At 42.1% G+C, this 21123-nt stretch carries 23 protein-coding genes; 3 read left to right on the top strand and 20 right to left on the bottom strand.

The features are described 5' to 3' along the window. Window positions 1-11: 11 nt before the first annotated feature. From rplF to GQR89_RS04360, 9 genes are all read right to left on the bottom strand, one after another. On the bottom strand, window positions 12-545 hold the full coding sequence (rplF, locus tag GQR89_RS04400) for a 50S ribosomal protein L6 (protein WP_158768940.1): 534 nt from the start codon (window positions 543-545) through the stop codon (window positions 12-14). A gap of 10 nt (window positions 546-555) precedes the next feature. Next, window positions 556-948 carry a 30S ribosomal protein S8 gene (rpsH, locus tag GQR89_RS04395; protein WP_158768939.1) on the bottom strand — a complete coding sequence of 131 codons (393 nt, stop codon included), beginning with the start codon at window positions 946-948 and terminating at the stop codon, window positions 556-558. Between the two features lie 12 nt (window positions 949-960). Further along, on the bottom strand, window positions 961-1266 hold the full coding sequence (gene rpsN / locus GQR89_RS04390) for a 30S ribosomal protein S14 (protein WP_006990569.1): 306 nt from the start codon (window positions 1264-1266) through the stop codon (window positions 961-963). Window positions 1267-1276: 10 nt separating this feature from the next. Beyond that, window positions 1277-1816, bottom strand: a complete 540-nt coding sequence (rplE, locus tag GQR89_RS04385; RefSeq protein WP_158768938.1) for a 50S ribosomal protein L5 — start codon at window positions 1814-1816, stop codon at window positions 1277-1279. Between the two features lie 15 nt (window positions 1817-1831). Next, window positions 1832-2146 (bottom strand): 50S ribosomal protein L24, encoded by a 315-nt coding sequence (gene rplX, locus GQR89_RS04380; protein ID WP_158768937.1) that lies wholly within the window; start codon window positions 2144-2146, stop codon window positions 1832-1834. 12 nt (window positions 2147-2158) lie between these two features. Beyond that, window positions 2159-2524: a 50S ribosomal protein L14 gene (gene rplN, locus GQR89_RS04375; RefSeq protein WP_006990572.1), complete on the bottom strand. Its 366-nt coding sequence runs from the start codon at window positions 2522-2524 to the stop codon at window positions 2159-2161. Window positions 2525-2921: 397 nt separating this feature from the next. Beyond that, window positions 2922-4130: a DUF4397 domain-containing protein gene (locus GQR89_RS04370; RefSeq protein ID WP_158768936.1), complete on the bottom strand. Its 1209-nt coding sequence runs from the start codon at window positions 4128-4130 to the stop codon at window positions 2922-2924. A gap of 313 nt (window positions 4131-4443) precedes the next feature. Next, window positions 4444-6084 carry an AMP-binding protein gene (locus tag GQR89_RS04365; RefSeq protein WP_158768935.1) on the bottom strand — a complete coding sequence of 547 codons (1641 nt, stop codon included), beginning with the start codon at window positions 6082-6084 and terminating at the stop codon, window positions 4444-4446. A 155-nt stretch (window positions 6085-6239) separates the two neighbouring features. After that, the gene (locus GQR89_RS04360) at window positions 6240-7139 is read right to left on the bottom strand and encodes a LysR substrate-binding domain-containing protein (protein ID WP_158768934.1); all 900 of its coding nucleotides are present in this window, start codon (window positions 7137-7139) and stop codon (window positions 6240-6242) included. A 111-nt stretch (window positions 7140-7250) separates the two neighbouring features. Between GQR89_RS04360 and GQR89_RS04355 the strand changes: the two genes are divergently transcribed. Then, window positions 7251-7583 carry a hypothetical protein gene (locus GQR89_RS04355; protein ID WP_158768933.1) on the top strand — a complete coding sequence of 111 codons (333 nt, stop codon included), beginning with the start codon at window positions 7251-7253 and terminating at the stop codon, window positions 7581-7583. 136 nt (window positions 7584-7719) lie between these two features. Here the strand turns inward: GQR89_RS04355 and rlmB are convergent, their stop codons facing one another. From rlmB to GQR89_RS04335, 4 genes are all read right to left on the bottom strand, one after another. Beyond that, window positions 7720-8460 (bottom strand): 23S rRNA (guanosine(2251)-2'-O)-methyltransferase RlmB, encoded by a 741-nt coding sequence (gene rlmB, locus GQR89_RS04350; RefSeq protein ID WP_158768932.1) that lies wholly within the window; start codon window positions 8458-8460, stop codon window positions 7720-7722. A gap of 2 nt (window positions 8461-8462) precedes the next feature. Continuing rightward, on the bottom strand, window positions 8463-10892 hold the full coding sequence (gene rnr / locus GQR89_RS04345; protein ID WP_158768931.1) for a ribonuclease R: 2430 nt from the start codon (window positions 10890-10892) through the stop codon (window positions 8463-8465). A 139-nt stretch (window positions 10893-11031) separates the two neighbouring features. Further along, window positions 11032-11637 carry a tetratricopeptide repeat protein gene (locus GQR89_RS04340; RefSeq protein ID WP_158772127.1) on the bottom strand — a complete coding sequence of 202 codons (606 nt, stop codon included), beginning with the start codon at window positions 11635-11637 and terminating at the stop codon, window positions 11032-11034. Window positions 11638-11788: 151 nt separating this feature from the next. Continuing rightward, window positions 11789-12025 carry a TIGR02647 family protein gene (locus GQR89_RS04335; RefSeq protein WP_158768930.1) on the bottom strand — a complete coding sequence of 79 codons (237 nt, stop codon included), beginning with the start codon at window positions 12023-12025 and terminating at the stop codon, window positions 11789-11791. 526 nt (window positions 12026-12551) lie between these two features. Between GQR89_RS04335 and fre the strand changes: the two genes are divergently transcribed. Beyond that, window positions 12552-13265: an NAD(P)H-flavin reductase gene (fre, locus tag GQR89_RS04330; protein WP_158768929.1), complete on the top strand. Its 714-nt coding sequence runs from the start codon at window positions 12552-12554 to the stop codon at window positions 13263-13265. Between the two features lie 112 nt (window positions 13266-13377). On the opposite strand, the gene trmL is transcribed toward fre, so the two are convergent. The 4 genes from trmL to GQR89_RS04310 all read right to left on the bottom strand — a co-directional run bounded on the left by trmL (window position 13378) and on the right by GQR89_RS04310 (window position 17063). After that, window positions 13378-13842: a tRNA (uridine(34)/cytosine(34)/5-carboxymethylaminomethyluridine(34)-2'-O)-methyltransferase TrmL gene (trmL, locus tag GQR89_RS04325; RefSeq protein ID WP_158768928.1), complete on the bottom strand. Its 465-nt coding sequence runs from the start codon at window positions 13840-13842 to the stop codon at window positions 13378-13380. 68 nt (window positions 13843-13910) lie between these two features. After that, window positions 13911-14888, bottom strand: a complete 978-nt coding sequence (locus tag GQR89_RS04320; protein WP_158768927.1) for an alpha/beta fold hydrolase — start codon at window positions 14886-14888, stop codon at window positions 13911-13913. Between the two features lie 67 nt (window positions 14889-14955). Continuing rightward, window positions 14956-16356 (bottom strand): ATP-binding protein, encoded by a 1401-nt coding sequence (locus tag GQR89_RS04315; RefSeq protein ID WP_158768926.1) that lies wholly within the window; start codon window positions 16354-16356, stop codon window positions 14956-14958. Then, on the bottom strand, window positions 16356-17063 hold the full coding sequence (locus GQR89_RS04310; protein WP_158768925.1) for a response regulator transcription factor: 708 nt from the start codon (window positions 17061-17063) through the stop codon (window positions 16356-16358). The genes GQR89_RS04315 and GQR89_RS04310 overlap by 1 nt, the downstream gene beginning before the upstream one ends. 177 nt (window positions 17064-17240) lie before the next feature. Here GQR89_RS04310 and GQR89_RS04305 point away from each other — a divergent pair, with 177 nt between their 5' ends. Further along, a complete protein-coding gene (locus tag GQR89_RS04305; RefSeq protein ID WP_158768924.1) occupies window positions 17241-18014 on the top strand; it encodes a Spy/CpxP family protein refolding chaperone in 774 nt (257 codons plus the stop codon). 123 nt (window positions 18015-18137) lie between these two features. Here the strand turns inward: GQR89_RS04305 and GQR89_RS04300 are convergent, their stop codons facing one another. The 3 genes from GQR89_RS04300 to argE all read right to left on the bottom strand — a co-directional run bounded on the left by GQR89_RS04300 (window position 18138) and on the right by argE (window position 20967). Next, window positions 18138-18545: a methylglyoxal synthase gene (locus GQR89_RS04300; RefSeq protein ID WP_158768923.1), complete on the bottom strand. Its 408-nt coding sequence runs from the start codon at window positions 18543-18545 to the stop codon at window positions 18138-18140. A 56-nt stretch (window positions 18546-18601) separates the two neighbouring features. Next, the gene (locus GQR89_RS04295) at window positions 18602-19621 is read right to left on the bottom strand and encodes a galactose oxidase (protein ID WP_199271413.1); all 1020 of its coding nucleotides are present in this window, start codon (window positions 19619-19621) and stop codon (window positions 18602-18604) included. 200 nt (window positions 19622-19821) lie between these two features. Further along, entirely contained in the window at window positions 19822-20967 is a 1146-nt protein-coding gene (gene argE, locus GQR89_RS04290) for an acetylornithine deacetylase (protein ID WP_158768922.1), read from the bottom strand. Window positions 20968-21123: the final 156 nt, after the last annotated feature.

The raw sequence follows: 21123 nt of genomic DNA, 5'->3' as shown, positions 1-21123 counted from the left end.
GTATCACCTACCTACTTTTTCTTAGCTTCTTTACGACGCACAACTTCATCAGCGTAACGAACACCTTTGCCTTTATAAGGCTCTGGCGGACGGTATCCACGGATGTTAGCTGCAACCTGACCTACCAACTGCTTATCGGCGCCTTTGACGACGATTTCAGTTTGACTAGGAGTCTCAATCGAAATACCTTCAGGCATTTCGTATGCTACAGGGTGTGAGAAACCAAGTGTTAAGTTGAGTTTTTTACCTTGCGCTGCCGCACGATAACCAACACCATTTAACTGAAGTTTTTTCTCAAAACCTTGAGATACACCAATAATCATTGCATCTAACAGTGAGCGAGCTGTACCACATTGAGCCCAACCATCAACAGAACCTTTACGAGGTACTGCTTTAAGTTTGTTCTCTTCTTGAACAACTTCAACTGCATTATTAAATACACGAACTAATGTACCGTTTTTACCTTTAACTGTGACTTCTTGACCAGCGATAGTAACTTCTACGCCAGATAAAACGTCTACAGGAGCTTTTGCTATACGTGACATTTTTATCCCCTTACGCTACGTAGCCGATGATTTCACCACCCATACCCGCTTTACGCGCGGCACGGTCGGTCATCACACCTTTAGAGGTAGAAACGATAGCAACACCTAAACCACCCAATACTTTTGGCAACTCATCTTTTTTCTTATAGATGCGAAGACCTGGGCGACTTACGCGCTCGATGCTTTCAATTACTTTCTTGCCTTCGAAGTACTTAAGAGTCACTTCTAAAACAGGTTTAACGTCACCAGTTACTGCGAAACTCTGGACATAACCTTCTTCTTTAAGTACGGCTGCAATTGCAACGCGTAATTTAGATGAAGGCATAGATACAGAAACTTTGCTAGCCATCTGACCGTTACGAACACGTGTAAACATGTCCGCGATAGGATCTTGCATGCTCATATTAGCTACTCCTTACCAGCTGGCTTTTTTAAGGCCAGGTACTTCACCGCGCATAGCTGCTTCACGCAACTTAATACGGCTAAGACCAAACTTGCGTAGGAAACCATGTGGACGACCCGTAATACGACAACGATTTTGTTGACGCGTACGTGCTGAATCACGTGGCAATTGTTGTAGCTTAAGAACAGCGTCCCAACGTTCTTCATCAGAAGAGTTGACGTTGCTGATAGTCGCTTTAAGTTCGGCACGTTTTGTAGCGAACTTTGCAACTAGCTTGGCGCGTTTTACTTCGCGCGCTTTCATTGATTCTTTTGCCATAACCCTACCCTTACTTTTTAAATGGGAAACTGAATGCACTTAATAGTGCATGCGATTCCGCATCGGTTTCAGCGCTAGTCGTGATAGTAATATCCATACCGCGAATTTTATCCACCTTATCGAAATCGATTTCAGGGAAGATAATTTGCTCACGAACACCCATGCTATAGTTTCCACGGCCGTCAAACGACTTAGGATTCAAGCCACGGAAGTCACGGATACGTGGAATTGCAATTGAAACTAAACGTTCAAAGAATTCCCACATACGTTCACCACGTAGGGTTACTTTACAGCCAATCGGATAACCTTCACGGATTTTAAAACCCGCTACAGATTTGCGAGCAACAGTAACAACAGGCTTCTGACCAGCAATTGCTTGCATGTCAGATGTTGCGTTTTCCAACACCTTTTTGTCTGCTACCGCTTCACCTAAACCCATGTTTAGAGTGATTTTCTCAATCCGAGGGACTTGCATGACGCTTTTGTAGTTGAACTGCTTCGCAAGTTCCGCTACTACTGTTTCTTTATAGAAATCATGCAGTTTCGCCATCGTACTCTCCAATTATTAAACCAGTTCACCGTCAGATTTGAAGAAACGAACTTTATTGTCGTCTTCAAAACGGAAACCTATGCGATCTGCTTTACCCGTTTTAGGGTTAACAACCGCTACATTTGATACATGAATTGATGCTTCTTTCTCAATAACACCACCAGTAACGCCCAATTGTGGGTTAGGTTTCTGATGTTTCTTCACCAAATTCACACCTTCAACGATCAAGCGGTCAGCCGCTGGAAGAACTTTAAGCACTTTGCCTGTTTTTCCTTTGTCTTTACCTACTAAAACGATGATTTCATCATCACGACGAATTTTTCTAGCCATTATCGTGACTCCTTATAGTACCTCAGGGGCCAGTGAGACAATTTTCATGTTATTAACACGAAGCTCACGAGTGACCGGGCCAAAGATACGCGTACCAATTGGTTGCTTGTTTGCATTAAGCAAAACAGCTGCGTTGTTATCGAAACGGATCGAAGATCCATCAGAACGACGAACGCCTTTTCTAGTACGCACCACCACTGCAGTTAGCACATCACCTTTTTTTACTTTACCGCGAGGAATTGCTTCTTTAACGGTAACTTTGATGATGTCGCCAATATGTGCATAACGGCGATGCGAGCCACCAAGAACCTTAATACACTGAACCCTGCGAGCACCCGAGTTATCGGCTACGTCCAGGTTAGTTTGCATTTGGATCATGTTAGTGCTCCGCTGTTAATTAAGACTCTCACGAGTCATATTGTTTCGTAAAAAGCCAACATTATCGCTGACTTTTTATACATACCCCTATTAAAAGGGCGCGAAATACTAACAGAAAATGTACAGCTGCGATAGTCGTATTTGTAAAAAAAGTAATTCTATACCAAGTTATTTTCGTCATTGCATAACTGACGGGATAAATATCTATTAAAACAATGTATTACAGAAAATCTACTTAACCTAACTAAGGCTAAATATGCGGCTAATAAGAGACTAGACTTATGTAGGGGTCAAGAGGATTTGGAAAACATATTTCAATTATTTTAGATGAAAATAAATTGATTTTTAATCATAGCGAGGTGTTTCTGATTTAGTAGGCTTTGTTGCACTGCCTTCATTAGTGCAGCAGTGATATTTTATAGCCGGTAGGAGACTTATCATTTTCTTCAACTGTAACGATGTAATTTGCCACTTCATCCAAACCTAACAATTCAGTTCGGTCTAATAACACTTCTTTATTGTTATACATTGCTACTAGCTCATAATCACCGCTTGGTAAGATTATTTTTGCTGTTTGCGCGTAATCTAAAGCTAATAGCTGATATTGGGCTATTTCGATGCTCTGTCCTTTGCGTACAAAATAAAAGTCTATAGCAGGGAATTCTGGCACCAGGTTGACAACCTCAACTTGATGCTCGTAAACCTGTGGTAAGGTACTTTCCGTAAAAGCTAAGGAACTTAAGTGACCGTCGGTAGTTTGATAAATAATAATAGCCTTACTTTCCCCTTGATGTAACGTCACTAATCTATTTTCGAACGCTATACTTGGGTCTTCACTGGTTGAAGCAGACAAACGATAATCACCATAATTTGCGCTATTGAATACGCTTATACTATTCGCGTGTAACGTAATACTTTCATTTACTTGGTCATCAAACAAAACTGATACTTCACCTAATCCATTAAGACTATTGTATACACGATATTGTGCGGTTGCTTCAGCATCAGCATAATTTTTCACTAGAGATGAGTTAATCACTAAATCAATTTCTACGTTGCCTTGGATAACCCCGCTGGTTTTACGTAACACCATCATATATTCAGTAGCGTACATAAAATCTATTGCTGGGCTCTGGAAAATAGGGGTCGCATTTCCTGGTAATGTTAAATACACAACGTACTTGCCTTCGTCAAAATCGTCGCTGACTTGGACAGGGTCCCAATACGCAACCTCGGTTAATCCTTGATAATTAACTCGGCCAAGAAAATTAGCAGCACTAAATGTTGCACCCTCATCACTCATATAAAGATCATAACTCGCACCATCTGGCACCACCGAGGTAACAAATAAGCGGAAATGGTCCTTTAGGTCTTCATGGTTAATACGGTATTCTTTTATTGAAGGACTCGCATAATCGCCGCTCAGTACCATCATTAGTTTTTCATTATCTCTAAGAGTGATATTGCGTGTTTCGAGCTTAATTTTTTGCTGGTCTGCGTTTGCTCGATAAAACTCAAGATCCAAAACACCACTTTCTAACGTAAATACGCTGGTTGCGTCACCATAAGCAGCAGAGTCTAAATTCCTTCCGTTTACTTCACTCATAATGGTTGAGCCACCATTTATCGATCCGTTATAGAACTGTAAATACGCATCTTTGTAAGAATAATGATCTGAACTTGCTCCTCCACAAGCGTTTATTAACAGTACTGATGAGACGAAAAGGATTACGCGAGCAAAGGGTTTGAATAAATGTCTGAACAACGTGCATCCTCATTAATGCGATATAGTTAATCGTCATTATGAGGATGTTTTGAAATGGCAGAACGCCCCTTTACGTAACCTTTACACTCTTTACGTAAAGATGGCAATTAAGGGGCTAATAGATATAAAGCGTGGTGTTAGACAGATTAGATGGCTAATTTTGGTAGATCAAACGCTCTTTACTGTGCGTGTTAATCAAACCGTCGTACTTCTCTTCAAGCAAATGGCGTTTAATCTTCAACGTTGGCGTAAGTAAGCCATTTTCAACGGTCCAGTCATCCTTCATAATTACAATACGATCAAGTACTGCATGACTTTCTAATCCGCCGTTAACCGATTCTAGTGTCGCCAATAAACTTTTTTCTATACGCTCTTTGTCTTGCTTCGCGGCTTCTTCAGATAAGACCACAAGCGCAATAGGTTGCTTTAATTGTGAGCCTGTAACACAAACCTGTTCGACAGACGAATTACCCATAATCACTGCTTCGATTGGAACTGGGGCTATATACTTGCCTTTAGCAGTTTTAAAAATTTCTTTTAATCGGCCGGTAATTTTAATATAACCATCGTTATCAATAGCGCCTTTATCACCGGTTCTCAAAAAGCCGTCTTCGGTAAATACCTCAGCGGTTTTATCAGGCTCGAGGTAATACTCTTTCATATTACACGGCCCTTTGACTTGTATTTCTCCGTCATCGGCGATGCGAATATCTACGCCTTCATAAGCTCTGCCGATACTGCCGATTTTGTCTGCTCTAAAAGGCACACAACAGGTTCCGTAAGCACTATTCTCAGTCATGCCCCAACCTTCAGAAATATTCACCCCTACCTTTAAAAACCATTTTAGCGTTGCAGGTGAAATAGGTGCTGAACCGCTGGCACACAGCCGTGCTTCGTCTAAACCAAGTTTCTCTCTAATTTTGCTTGCGACAACCTTACCAACAAAAGGGATCTTCAATAGAAAGTCGAGTTTCTTTTGCGGCATATTGGCTAACACGCCCATCTGGAAACGAGTCCATAGCCGCGGCACTGAAATAAACAATGTAGGTTTTAAATAACAAATATCGCGATTAAAGGTTGCGAGTGATTCGAGAAAGCCGATTTGCGTATTGGCATAAAAACTTGCCATTTCGACCATCACTCGTTCGGTGATATGGGCAAGCGGCAAGTAACTTAGAATACGGTCATTACCATTAACACTGAGCTCGTTGCGTGAATTACTGGCTGCCCAGCTAATGGAAGAATAGGTGTGCACCACACCCTTAGGATCACCTGTACTTCCTGATGTGTAAATGATGGTCATTGTACTTTCCATCTGCGGAACCGGACGCTCCATGTAGGGTTCGTTAGCTAACAATGTATCCCATTGTTGATCGGCCTCAATATCAGGATAAGGAAACGCCAGTTTGATCACGTCTTGAGGAATCGCTGCCACTTGCTCTGCTGTGTCGTCTAATTTACCGACAAAAATAACCGGACATGATGCATGCTTTAACACATACTGAATCGTCTTTTCACCCGCAGTGGAATATATGGGGACAGATACATGCCCTGCTAACATGATCGCTAAATCGGTAATAAACCATTCAGCGCAGTTTTTTGATAGTAATGCTATGTGACTGCCTGATGGTAAACCCAGCGCTATAATTCCTGAGGCAATCCGACGTACTTGATCTGCAGTCTGAGCCCAAGTATAACTATTCACAACCCCATTGACTGGTTGTTTTAAATAAACCTTCTGGGGTGTAGTGTCTTCCCAGTGGTACATCATTTCTAAGGGGGTCTGTAATGACATTTTGTCTCCTGTACGTAAATATACATTTTAATAACAACGTTATAACGATTGCAGGTCCACAGGTCAAACAACTATAAGAGTTAGACATTTATTTACTATATCGTTATCAATAAACGAAGTGAATACAGCTCAATTTATAGCCAAAACGTTCTTTTTTAACCCAGCTTAGGCATTTCGTCAAACATCTCTTTAATCCAAGATGAGAATTGCTGCACTTTTTCCCTAGCAAAATGAGCAGAGGGTGCCACCAAGTAATACGCATAAAGGCAGTCAAAGCTAAAATCAAATAGTTTAACCAATTGACCTCGCTCCAGTTGCTCATAAATCAGACTGTGTCGTATCATCGCAACCCCCTGCCCTGCTAATGCGGCTTCAATTATCGTTATACTCGAGTCATCAACTTGTAGCACACTCAGATCATTGTTAGGGGCTATGGCGTGTTGAGCATAAAACTGTTCCCATGCTGGCATAACATCACTGCTATTTTCTTTTAAAATGGGATGGGTGCGCAGTGAAACAGGCGTTAAAATTTTACTGGCCAATCTAGGGTGGCAAACTAGGTGCATTGTATCACCGGCCAATTGACGACTTTCCAATTGCTTGTACTCTCCTTGACCAAAACGAATAGCTAAATCGAGTTCGTCTTGCGCAAAATTCAATAATCGATTTGTTGGTTGTATGCGGACATTAATATGCGGATAACGCTGTTGAAAACGAAATAGTCGCGGCACTAACCAACGTGACGACAAGGATTCAATAACAGTGAGGTTAAGCACATTTGGACGGCTATCTAGCGCAACATTACGAACCCCTTTATTAAGATAATCAAATCCTGTTGTTATATCAGGCAATAGAGCGTGACCAGCACGGGTCAACGAAATCCGCCGATGACCGCGCTCAAACAACTGACAACCCAAAAACTCTTCCAGTGTCTTTATGTGCTGGCTAATAGCAGCTGGGGTAACGTACATCTGATCGGCAGCTTCTTTAAAACTCATCGTTTGCGCTGCTGTAAGGAAATATCGCAATGTATTAAGAGGCGGGAGATTATTCATCGATAATACAAACTTCAATTAATATTTACTTAACTGTAGTTTAGTTTTCATCGTTTGTCAGAATCTCATCGCAGTTTTATCTTAAATACTCTTACAAACGAGGGTTTAACAATGAAAAATATAATACATACAGCATTTATATCGTCTTTAACAATATTGACATTAACATTAAGCGTTGAAACTAATGCCCAACAAACATTAGAAAAACTATATTCACAGACCGGTTATCCTTATGAGTCTCTTGTTAAACGTTCAAAATTAGTGCGGATTTTGTATCGACAAAATGGCGAACAAGTCAGTTGCCGGACCGAGGTTTCTCAAGATAATACAGTCTGGAAGGGGGAAGAAAGAAATGCCAAGCATAATGATTTCATCACTACGCCGCTTCGAGCTTGTTTAGGTCGGTCTGAAGCAAAAAGGTTACTAAAAAACACGTATCAATAGAGGCTATATATTGTAGTGCGTTAACTTCTGTCGATTGTTATCGCGATAAATCGCCCCGTAATTAATACTAAATAGGTATCATTTGGCGGGGCGATAATGGCAGCTTCATAGCACTATTCAATGTTGGTACTAAAAACTAATTAGCGCGTTGGCGAACTATCTCATACAAGCAAATACCTGTTGCTACAGATACATTCAGACTCGATACCGAACCAGCCATGGGTAACTTTATTAGCTCATCGCAGTGCTCACGGGTTAAGCGGCGCATGCCTTTACCCTCGGCTCCCATAACTAACGCTATTGGACCTTGCATCTTGCAATCGTAAATACTTTGGGTTGCCTCACCCGCTGTACCAACTACCCATACACCAGCGTCTTTTATCTCACGCAGGGTACGTGCAAGATTAGTCACTTGCACTAAAGGAATTAAATCCGCAGCTCCACACGCTACCTTTCTAACGACAGGCGTAAGGGCTACTGAATTATCCTTAGGTACAACGATAGCATCGATTCCTGCTGCATCGGCAGTACGCAAACAAGCCCCTAAATTATGTGGGTCAGTCACGCCATCGAGTATCAATAAAAACGGTGATGCACTATTTTTTATAATTTCGTCTAAATCACTTTCATTAAACTGTTTACCGGGCCTCGCTTTAGCGACCACTCCTTGGTGCTGCTCACCATTGACTTTATCGTCTAATGTTTTACGTTGACAAAACTGTACGGCAATACCAAATTTACGTGCATGGTTAATAATCGTATTGATAGGCGCATCGTCACGCCCCTTCAGTACAAATAACTCAATTAAGCGCTCGGGTTCGCGTTCTATTACCGCTTCTAAAGCGTGGATCCCATACAACCACTCATGTTGAGCCATAGTTATTTACTTCCTTTACTGACCGTCGAGCGGCGTGATTTAGTCCCGGGCTTCGATTCAGTTGCCCCTTTTGCCTTAGAGCGTCGAGTACGCGGCTTCTTCTTGGTTGGGTTCGCTTTAACGCCTCCTTTCGCATTTGAAGATTCAGCAGCAGCCTTAGATACTGGACTCCCCTTAGCTGGTGCACCTTTTTTGCCTGACGAAGACTTTTTAGTTCCGCGTTTCGTGCCTCTACCTTTAGGCGGTGCATTGGCTAACACAAAATCAATTTTTCGCTCGTCTAGGTTCACGCCGGCAACTTTTACTTCGAGAAGGTCACCTAAGCGATAAACAAGACCTGAGTTTTCACCCGCCAAATGTTGTTTGGTTTCATCAAAGTGATAAAAGTCGTTATCCAGTGCAGAGATATGCAATAGACCGTCGATATGAAATTCACTTAAACGTACAAAGAAACCAAAGCTAGTCACTGAAGCAATCACACCCTCGAACGTATCACCAACGTGGTCGAGCATAAACTCGCACTTGAGCCAATCAGATACATCTCGCGTAGCATCATCAGCACGTCGCTCCGTCATTGAGCATTGCTCACCTAACGTTTCTACTTCTTCTGCTGAATATGCTTTGCCACCAGTTTTACTTTTACGCTGCTGTTTTTTATCTATGGTTGCTTTTAACGCCCGATGTACAACCAAATCAGGATAGCGACGAATAGGTGAAGTAAAATGTGCATATGCGTCTAGCGCCAATCCGAAATGCCCGATATTTTCATGGCTATATACAGCTTGCTTCATTGAACGCAGCAACATAGTTTGAATTAGCTCTTGATCAGCTCGACCCTGAATTTTATTGATCACTTCAGTGAACTCTTGGGGCGATGCATCTTTGCTAATATGATGGGTAATTCCCACCTCAGCAAGATAAGATAAAAATGCAGTTAAGCGATCAGCGTCCGGTTCATCATGAATGCGGTAAAGCGCCTCTGCTTTTTGCTTCGACAAAGTTGTTGCCGCAGCCACATTTGCCAAAATCATACATTCTTCGATCAGTTTATGTGCATCATTACGGGTCACAGCCACAATTGTGTCAATCTTGCGCTGGGCATTAAACACAAACTTACTTTCTTGAGTTTCAAACTCGATCGCACCACGCTGACTGCGTCTACGCTTTAGCGTACGGTACATATCATGTAAATTCTTTAAATGTGGTACTTGCTCAGCATAACGCTTATGCAACTCTGGGTTGGCTTGCGCTTCTTCATCCTTCAAGAGGTCCCACACTTTTGTATAGGTCAGACGTGCTTTGGAATTCATCACAGCTTCATAGAATTGGTGCTCTACTAAGTCGCCATTTGAACTGACAGTCATTTCGCATACCATGCACAAACGGTCAACCTGAGGATTTAATGAACATAGGCCGTTAGATAAGACTTCCGGGAGCATAGGAATAACTTGCTCAGGAAAATACACCGAGTTACCACGATTTTGAGCTTCGCTATCAAGGGCTGTACCTGGTCGCACGTAATAACTAACATCAGCAATCGCCACCCACAATTGCCAACCACCGTCGTCGAGGGGTTCACAAAATACTGCATCATCAAAATCACGGGCATCTGCCCCGTCAATGGTTACTAGAGGTAATTGGCGTAAATCTATGCGATTTGCTTTTGCTTCTTCCGGCACTTCTTCATTGAGATCTTGAATCTGTTTGGTGACACCTTTTGGCCAGTCATGAGGAATATCAAACGTTCTCAACGCCATGTCGATTTCCATGCCCGGAGCCATATGCTCACCCAAAACTTCTATTACTTTACCGATTGCATTTACACGACGTCTAGGTCGCTGAACAATTTCCACCACTACGATGAACCCTTGGCGAGCGCCGTTTACATACTCTGGAGGGATGGTAATTTCATGATTTATTCGGCTGTCATCAGGGATAACCATACCGACACCATTTTCAAAAAAATAACGCCCAACTATAGGTTCACTGCGAGGTTCAATAATTTTGGCGATACGCGCTTCACGGCGACCACGATTATCAGTACCACTTTCTTTGACCAGCACAATATCACCATGCAATACGGTAGACATTTGTGCGTTATGAATAAATAAATCTTTTTCGCCATCATCACGCTTTAAAAAACCAAACCCATCCCTGTGGCCAATAACACGCCCCTGAATCAGCTCTTCTAATTTAAGTTTGGCGTATTTTTTATCACGATTGAATTCGATTTGCCCTTCACGCTCCATTGCTCGCAAACGACGTTGAATACCAATACGGCTATCTTCATCTTCGGCATTTAATAGATGACAAAATTCAAGAAAGGATAACGGCTTTTTAGCGTCAGTAAGCATTTGCAGTAAATATTCTCGGCTAGCTACTGGGTTTTCGTATTTTTCTTTCTCGCGCTGGTAAAAGGGATCGTCGCTCATATAAGTGATGGCGTTTCCATGTAAGGTAAATTATGCGACTAGTATAACGAAGCTGACGCAATTAAAAACGCTTTATTGACCACAAAGGGACGCAAGTGAATCTATATGCAATAAAGAGTGGGAATTAAAGTTAAGTGACTTAGGTGTCCAATGGACGTTTTGCTTTACGTACAGCTTTAGGATGCATCAGCTTTTCTAACTTAGTTAAGCAACTCGTAATTTTTTGATGCGTTTTTTTATTGTTAGTAATTGCGTTATACAACCAATGATAAGCATCTTCATAATCATAAGGACTGCCGTAACCATCTAGGAATAATTCCACCAGCTCAATTTGCGCCTTTTGATTACCTAACATAGATGCTTCACGCAAAAATACGACTGCTCGCTCTTTATCTTGCTGAACCAATTTACCTTGAGCGTAATACCGACCTAATTGCTCTAGCCCTTCAGCCAAACCTTGATCTGCCGCTTGGCGCATAAAATTAATACCTCGCTCAGGGTCAGCAGTGACACACACGCCCCAGGCCAGCATGTCTCCCCACAAAAACTGATAAGCCGGTATTTTTAGTGTCTGCGCTCTAGCTTCGATATCTTGTACCAGTTGGCAGTCATCTAATACCACTTGCGTTAAGTGTTCATTCCGATGGATCAAGCGTAATAATTCATCCTGAGAATAAAGCTGTACGGCTTTAATTTCTTCTGCCGCTCGGCTAAAAGGTGAACAAACAGAAAGCAAAGTTAGCATTATTGCAAACAATGAAAATTGAGACGTTTTAGGTAAGAATAAGATCATAGTGATATCAAATAGCTGAGACTCATATGAGTATTATCGGCAGTTGTCAGAATTGATAAACCCAAAACTGCCTAATTGCTATTTTAATATAACGCTAAACGCGTTATGAACTCGTTAAAGCAGATTGTACGACTTGTGCATGCTCAATTAAATCATGACCGAGGTCAGTCAAATAACCACCATCAGGTAAGGTAATAATCCCTTTGTCGAATAAACGTTTAGCCGCAGCAATGACATCAGGCTCGGCGTCGTTGTGAACTTTCAATCCTTGCATTAGGCTGGTCGTTGGAAACTTTAGTAATAAATTAAACTCATTAACCATTTCAGTGGTAAGAGACATAGGCAATCCTCGATAAGTGTTTATAAAGACTGTACATAAAGCTTGCTCAGCTTACTTTTACCAGCTAAATAATACGCATCAAAGTAGATAACGGACCTGACCTTATGCGATTCAAAAGTATGTCGAGCGAACCGATTAACGTTGCATAACTTGCCAAGCCAATAAACCATTAGCAGCTTATAAAAGCAAGCCTAAAAATCTAAAACTTTCATCTCTGATGAATCGACACAATTACAAAATAACTAAAAATAACAAGGTCTAACGATCCATCTCGTAACTTAGCAGCGAGCAGTTTATACTCGGTAAGTAACGCCGTTGTGAATTTTACTATTCTATTCATTCGATCGTCGATTAAATGTATATTTAAGTAATATAAATGAACGCTAGCAGTTTGAACCTCACGTTATTCTGCAATTCTTAAGAAGATTTATTAAGCGAAAATAGATACGCTCACAATAAACTTCATTTACATTCTAATTATTTGCGGCTTCAATTCCGCAATTTGATATAAGCGCAGAACATTATTATGCACCATACCCTTTGTAAGGTTGATTCAATCGTTGCTCTTAATCCAGTCGTGAGCTTGGTTACGCTTACCCCGCAACAAGCCTTTAGTCACCAAGCTGGACAATATTTAAAAGTGGTTATGGGTGAGGATGACCAACGACCATTTTCTATTGCTAACGCACCACGTAAAGATGAAAAAATTCAACTACATATCGGGGCTGAGCCTGGCAATAGTTACGCTGGCGAAGTACTTGATAGAATGCGTCAAGATGGCGAAATAACGGTAAATGGCGGCTTAGGCAGCGCATACGTGCGAACTAGCATTAGCATGCCAACTATTTTACTGGCGGGCGGTACTGGTTTTTCTTACACCCAAGCCATATTGCAAAAAATACTCGAGGTAACACAGCATACTGAAGGCCATAAAGATCCCTTATTCTTGTATTGGGGCACACGCTCCACTGCCGATATGTACGCCTATGAGGAGTTAGTTGCGTTAGCAAAACAACATGAACACTTTACCTTTATTCCAGTTGTTGAACATCCTGGCCATCAATGGGCAGGGAAAACGGGCTGGGTTCACAAGGCCGTTTTAGAAGACTTTGTCAGCTTAGAGCCTTATCGTGTGTATGTTGCTGGACGGTTTGAAATGGCGGGTATCGCGCGGGAGGAATTCCACCAGCAAGGTTTAATACTTAAAAACCTTTATGGTGATGCCTTCGAGTTTATTTAATAGCTCAGTGAACGTTAAATAACGTCAATAGACATCGAGCTACCAAACACAAGTTGTATTGCTGTTTACCAGCAATACAACTTTGATGCTAAATTTTAACGGCCCAGATGCGCTATACAGCGCCGCTGAAATCTAGCTGCCGCCAAGCCTCATATACAAATACAGATACTGCGTTTGATAAGTTCATACTGCGGCTGTCTGCGAGCATAGGAATACGTACCCGTTGTTCAGGCGGTAGATTCTGGATCACGTCATCCGGTAAGCCACGCGTTTCGGGCCCAAACAGTAGGGCGTCTCCGATCCTATATTCAGCTTTGGCGAAATAGGTTGTCCCCTTGGTTGTGCAAGCAAACACACGTTTAGGCTGCCTAGCATCTAAATAAGCCTGCAAACTGGGATAGCGAACCACATTAGCAAATTCATGATAATCAAGCCCTGCTCTGCGAACTCGCTTGTCATCCCATTCAAATCCTAATGGTTCTATTAAGTGCAACGCAAACCCCGTGTTAGCGCATAAACGAATAATGTTGCCTGTATTGGGGGGAATTTCAGGTTCATATAAAACGATATCCAGCATGTATAATGTCGCAGTAGTTCTAAATTAAAGAGATTCTAACAAATATGCGCTTGGGTCGGTAAGCTTTATCACACTGTCGGTGTATCCATAAATGTGAGTATCTGCTGCATACACGGCTGGCGATATTGGTCTTGTTCGAGTAAGACTTCATGCCTCGCCCCAGCTATCCTCAATACCTTACAGTTCGGGATTCTGTCTAAGACTCGGCTTTGTCGTTTATTATCAACGACTGTGTCATCGCCTGCTTGCACTGCACATACAGGTAGCGCAATCTGAGCTGCATTTTCTTCAATACTGTTCATAGCAATCAATGCAGCCCGTAACCAATGTCCTGTTACACCACCAAGTTGCACTTCGGGCTTTAGGTTATATTCATCTCTGAACAACCGATAGCGCGTATCGCTGTGGGTAAGTTCATTAAGAGAAAACGCTGTTTCCTGATAATCTTTTTGCCCTAAAAAGTAACTCGCATCGTGGCCTAAACCACGACTGATAAGCAAGTTCGCACCTATTAATATTTTTGCTAGCCAATCAGGCAAAGCGGGACGGATACCGAACATAGGTGCACAAAACACAACTTGTGAAAAGTCATCAGGGTGCGCCAATATATACAATGCCCCAATCGCACAGCCCATTGAATGGCATAACAACTGCGGCTTATGGTGAGTATTCGGTTGGATTATTTGTTGATAAAACTGTTTAAAATCGGCTACATAATCTGAAAAATCATGTACAAAACCCATATGAGGATTGCGGGTCATACGTCCCGATAAGCCCTGGCCCCGATGATCATGAATAAACACCGAATAGCCATTTTGGTACAAATCAAACATGACTTCTTGATACTTAACCCAAGATTCAATTCGGCCCGTTGAAATTGCCACCGCTCCTTTAGCCTCTGAATGGCATAAATATGCATAGCTAATCGAAATTCCCGACACACCGACAAAATGCCCCTGAACCACGGATGCCATCAATGGTTTAATTTGATCGTTGTACGTTAACTCAAGTTGCTTTTCATTACTTATTAGGTAGTTAGCCGCCATATTTAGCCTCAATGGTTTCACTAGGCTGCTAGCTTAACAGAGGAGATTATGGCTGAATACAAAGGCATTAATCAATAATGGGTAAGCGAATGTGAACACACAAGCCACCTTTGATTTGGTTATGCGCTGTAATTTTGCCGTTATGCACAGCAACAGCTCGACTGGCGATGGCTAAACCAAGTCCAATTCCCCCACTATCTCGCTCGCGCGCGCTAGAAACTCGGTAAAAGGGTTGGAAAATATGACTCAGATCTGATTCAGGTATGCCCACCCCATCATCACAGATAACCAACTCAGCCATCTTATCTTGTATGCATAAGGTAAAAGACACGTGCCGTTCGGCATACTTCAATGCGTTTCGCAGTACGTTTTCAATACCACTGGCAAGCAAATCTTCATCAGCACTAATGTTGGCATCACATTCAATGTTTACTGATAGTTGCTTATCCATTGATTTAGCTTCAAATTCGCAATCGGCCAGTAGCCCCGTTAACAAAGCATCAAAATTAATGATCCGCTTCTGTGAGGTCCGCGCATTACTATCCAATCTCGACAACATCAATACCTGAGCGACCATATGCTCCATTTGATGGGCTTCTTTTTCAATTCTGGCCAGCGCTTGTGCATTACTTGCGGATGAAACTGATGGGTCTTGTTGCTGAGCGATGCCAATCGCTAATTGCATTCGCGTCAAAGGCGAGCGTAACTCATGGGAAATATCCCCTAGCAGTCGTTTTTGTCCATTTAGCAACGTTTCTATTTGTTCCGCCATATGGTTGAAATCTCGGCCTAATTGACCAATTTCGTCACCACGATAACTAGCCGATCCTACGCGACTTGTTAATTCGCCGCTGGCCATACGCTTGGTAGCTTCTTGCAGCTGCTTTATGGGTTTAACTAACGACCAAGCGATTAAAGAGCATAAAAAAGCACTTATTAATAACACCAAACTAATCAGTAGCAAAGGGGGTTTTCGACGCATTTCTCCGGGGAATCCCATTGGTCGAACACGCCCAACAAACAGCAAGTAATCTGTGTCCACTAAGTTAATAGCCATAGGACCACTAAAATCCCCCATAGGGGTAATGATGCGTAAAGGATTAGCCGAGTCGATGAGATCTAAGAAAGGTTTTTCATTGTGTAAGCGTGGCATCGGGCCACTTAATATAATTTCTTTATTTTGCGGGTTAAGAAGAATAACGGTCATCTTTCCACGTTGTCCAAAACGCTCTAAGGTATTTTGCACAGGCTCGCCGTCGCGATTGCGAGAAAACTGACGTTGTAACGACTTGCGGCTGTTTTCAAGCATAAACTGCTGCTTCTCATCCATGGGCAGATATTCAACTTCAGGTGTAATACTTTGCATTATCCAGACAGCGCCGACTATCATTACGATGGTCGTACCCCAAAACCACAAAAAAATGCGTCCATACAAACTACGAAACGGATTAAGATGCCGCCAGTTCATTATATTTCACCTAAATAAACATAGCCGACACCCCTATGGGTTTTAATTTTATCGTGCTCACTGAATTGGTTTAATTTTTTGCGCAAGTTACTGACATGCATATCGATACTTCGATCAAAAGCAGCAAGTTTTCGTCCCAATACTTGTTCACTAATCGCCTGTTTAGGCACAAGATCAGGGCTACAACTCATCAATAATCGAAGAACCGCAAACTCGGTGCCTGTAAGCTCTACTTTCTGGGCATTACAAGCCACAGTTTGTGCCGCAACATTTAATTGCACGTCGCCAATTTCAATAACATTTTGTTTCTGCTTTTCGCCTTGCAGGCCAGCTTGTATATCGACCCGACGCACTATGGCTTTGACTCGTGCAGACAGCTCTCTATGATTAAACGGTTTGGCAAGGTAGTCATCAGCTCCTAGTTCAAGACCCAATATACGATCAAAATCATCGCCTTTGGCTGTTAACATAAGTACAGGTGTAATATGCGTCGCTCGCAAGCGCTTTAGCACCTCAAAACCATCTAATTTAGGTAGCATTACATCTAATATAATCAAATCGAAATACTGACCCGATTTGGCGGCAAATAAGCCCGCTTCGCCGTCACTGGCTACCTGAACCTTATAACCTTGGGCGCTTAAGTACTCTTTTAATAACTCAGTAAGCGCTTGGTCATCATCAATCAACAACAGAGACTTTTCTATCATGTGTATATTCCTTACAGCCACTGCGACATATCAAAAATCGCATTTATATACGTAAAATAATAACGGAAGCGCTCATCAGTGGCTTACGATTTACGTAATCTTTACACTGGGCTTGCGTTTCTTTGCGCAAGGATTGATAAACTTATATCGCATTCTAGCCCTTACGAGGAACATTTCATGCGGACGATGAAATTATTGTTTTCCCCTATCGCTATCTCATTGGCGATATTTTTAACGCAAGCACCAGCGAAGGCCCATCCTGTGGAGCATAATGGACCTGGATATTTGTACCATATACTTAAACAGCTGGAACTGTCAGATTCTCAGCGCCAAGACCTAAGATTACTGCTTAAACAGAAACACGCAGATAATGCCACGCTTGAACAAGACATGCATACAAATCGCGAAGCTCTGCGTATCTTAGAGCAAAGCACCGTGTGGAATGAAAACGATATTCGCAGCCTAATTGCGCAAAGCTTGCCCTTACGCGCAGAACTTATGTGGCAAAATCTAAAAATTCAACATCAACTTTGGTTAACCTTAGATACGACTCAAAAACAGTCATTTATTAATAAACTCAGTGAAAAAATACTACCAGATAAGCCCGTGGGGCGAAAAAATAATCGAGGCCGTCGTTTCGAAGCGCTGGCGCTTACTGATCAACAAGAAGCGCTATTGGTCGCTCAACACGAAATAGAAAAAGCTAATCGTGAAAAAAATAAAGCGAGTCATCTTGTGTTTAAAGAACGCATGCTAGCGCTAATATCACGTGACGAACTGGTAAAAAGCGATTGGCTAGCATTGGCGCAGGAAGCAAAAAATTCTCAACTTGAAAATGCAATTAGTCAGGCTAAAAACAAATATGATTTTTGGAATATGTTAACGCCTGAGCAACAGCTAAAGATGCTTGAAATACAATCATTACCAAGAAAGCAAATGTCTAGAAAATAGCGTCACCATGCAGACGACGCCTAAGTTTTATTACCAAGGCATGCGCAAGCGACGGCAGCTAACCTGTAGCTAACCATAAAGATATTGCTCTCGATTAAGGTAATATATTGACCTTAACATGACCTAATACTCAGGCATTACCCGTTCGTACAAGCCTTCAATAAACAGTGGCGATGTAATTAACATATCCGCTGTTGAGGTATTGCAGGCTACGGGCAAGTTCCACACAGAACACAAGCGTAATAACGCCTTAACGTCGGGGTCGTGAGGTGCCGGATTAAGGGGATCCCAAAAGAATATCAAGCTATCCAATTTACCTTCGGCAATCAATGCACCAATTTGTTGATCCCCACCTAGTGGTCCGCTTTTATAGCGAGTAACCGGTAAATCTAACGCCTCTTGTACCAAACCACCCGTGGTCCCTGTGGCCACTAACTTATGTTTAGAAAGTTCCTTTTTATGTTCTATTGCCCAGCGGATCAATTCTGGCTTTTTGTGATCATGCGCAACTAGCGCAATCGTCTTTTGCATGTTTTACCCCAATAACCTAACTAAAATTTTGAAACCAATTAATGCTTCCATATAACTCATAAAACAAAACGGTTTACAGCACTAGATACTTTTTGATTTTCAACCATTCCGCCGAGGGTCACAAAATGTCTTTTGTCTCCCTCTGCAATCGGTAATAGTCCCCTGTGATCCATAGTAGCATTGTCCATTTCAGTGACTTGCCATTTATCTTGAGCGAAATCGTAGCGCCAAATTTGCTTACTCGGTTTTGCAGGCTTACCGTTATAACCTATTCCATCATAGTTGTAGGGGTTATCTGAACCGCCCACAAATATCGCAGAATTAGTTGCGCTATCGCCTACTCCAGCCATGCGATAACGTGCCACTCCAGTTGGGTGGGCCACCGAACGCCAATCGATTTTATGCACTTCATCCTTATCAATCGTGCCGTGGTAACAAGCTGGTTGTGCTGAAAACGTGCGACGTTTATCCGGATGAACATCGACTTTAACCCCATCACAAAGCAATATATTATCGGCAACGATTGCACCTGCATGACCAAATACTGGCTGACCTAAAAAAGGCGATCCTTGTTGCCAGCTATCGGTTTGCACATCGTAAATTTGTACTAAATTGACATTACCATCGTTGTGCCAACCGCTAATTAAATACACATACCGATGGTGATAAACCAGTGCAATTGCATCGTCAACTGCCACGGGAGTCGCTGAGATGGGATAATAAGTATCGGTCACAACGTCATAGCGAAAATTATCAGGGCTCGATACTTCGTTATGCGCCTGGTCAACCGTATAGCCGCCAAATATATAAGCCATACCATCAACACCGACTGCGACACTGGCTAATCGACCTGATTGAGACAAACTTGATGGCACCGGTGATTTCGCTTGCCAATGGCTGACATTAGCATTCAATCTTTTGCTGTCTTTACCACGTGGATTAATATTCAGCGCCCACACTTTGTTATGTACTGCGTCGTAGGATTTTTTTGCACCTAAGCCCATAAAAGACAGTAAATAACTGCCTTTGATGGTATCCACTTTCACTACAGCGTTGTTAGTAACGGGTTCTGGCATAGCAGGATACGTCGCTATTGATTGTTGCGACGCTTTCGCTGTAGGTGATGTTTTATCAAAAGAGCTAAGTTGAGATGAGGTCACCTCGTTTGCCGATACTTGAGCATTATTAGCACAACCACTTAGCAAACTGATACTTGCTAGCGCGGCACACAACATTACTAACAGTCGAGTTTTAAACCTTTGCCTCACTATGCGCATTAAAAACAAACCTGTTTAATAAAATTGCGCAGTAAATTAACGGTAGGGTCAACATAATGCAGAGAAATAAACTCATCAGGTTGATGGGCTTGCTCTATGCTACCGGGACCTAACACTATGGTGTCGCAGCCCAATAGATTGATAAACGGCGCCTCTGTTGCATAATTAGCGCTAACCGGATCGAAACCAGTTAATGTTTTAGCCAGCTCTAAAATTCCTTGTTCATTGCGACATCCAAATGCAGGTGCCGACTCATACATTGCTTCACGGGTAATGCGCTGAGGGTATTTTTGCTTAAGCGGAGCTAAAGCCTCATCAATCATTGCAATGGCCTGCTCATCACTCAAGGACGGAATGGCACGTAAATCAAAATTCAGCTGACAGTGCCCGCAAATACGATTTTCACCGTCCCCACCGTGAATATGTCCAAGATTCATAGTGACTTCCGGCACGCTAAACGCATCATCTCGGTATTTTTCCGATAACTGCTGTTTTAAAGCAATTAATTTACCGATGGCTTGGTACATAATTTCTATAGCATTAACGCCCTTCGCAGGATCGCTTGAGTGCCCAGCTTTACCTTCGATATTCAAACTATGACCCATATGGCCCTTGTGTTTGAATATCGGTTTAAGCTCTGTTGGCTCACCGATAATCGCCATATCCGGTTTGATTAACTGTTGCTCAACAAAAAAACGCGCACCAGCCATAGATGTTTCTTCATCGGCGGTCGCTAAAATGTAGAGTGGTTTTTTCAAATTTTTAAGAGGAATATCCTTTATCGCTTCAAGAATAAAGGCAAAAAACCCCTTCATGTCACAGGTGCCTAAGCCATATAGCTTGCCGTCAGCCTGCTGTGCGACAAACGGGTCAAACTGCCATTTGTTATCGTCAAATGGTACAGTGTCTGAGTGACCGGATAACAGTAACCCACCCTCACCAGTGCCAATTTTCGCCAGCATATTGTATTTATCACGTGTATTTGGCACTTTTTGAATACTTATGTTGAAATCGTAATCACTAAACCAGGCCGAGAGTAAATCAATAATAGGCCGGTTAGATTGGTCTAAATCTGCGCTAAACGCGCTGATAGACGGTGTTTTAATGATATGTGCATAACGTTCTAAAAAAGACAAAGATGGCATAACCAAACCTTTAAATAATTATTCATTTTATTTGCATAAGTATATAACACATGGCATACTCGGCGACAACATGGTTTAACTATTTAGCAAATACACTTTTAGCTAAAATTATTCATACATATTATCTTAATTCGGTTTAATTACGCATATGAATTC

The sequence above is a fragment of the Paraglaciecola sp. L1A13 genome, assembly GCF_009796745.1.
Classification (GTDB): domain Bacteria; phylum Pseudomonadota; class Gammaproteobacteria; order Enterobacterales; family Alteromonadaceae; genus Paraglaciecola.
This window is presented reverse-complemented; position numbering and strand designations above follow the sequence as displayed.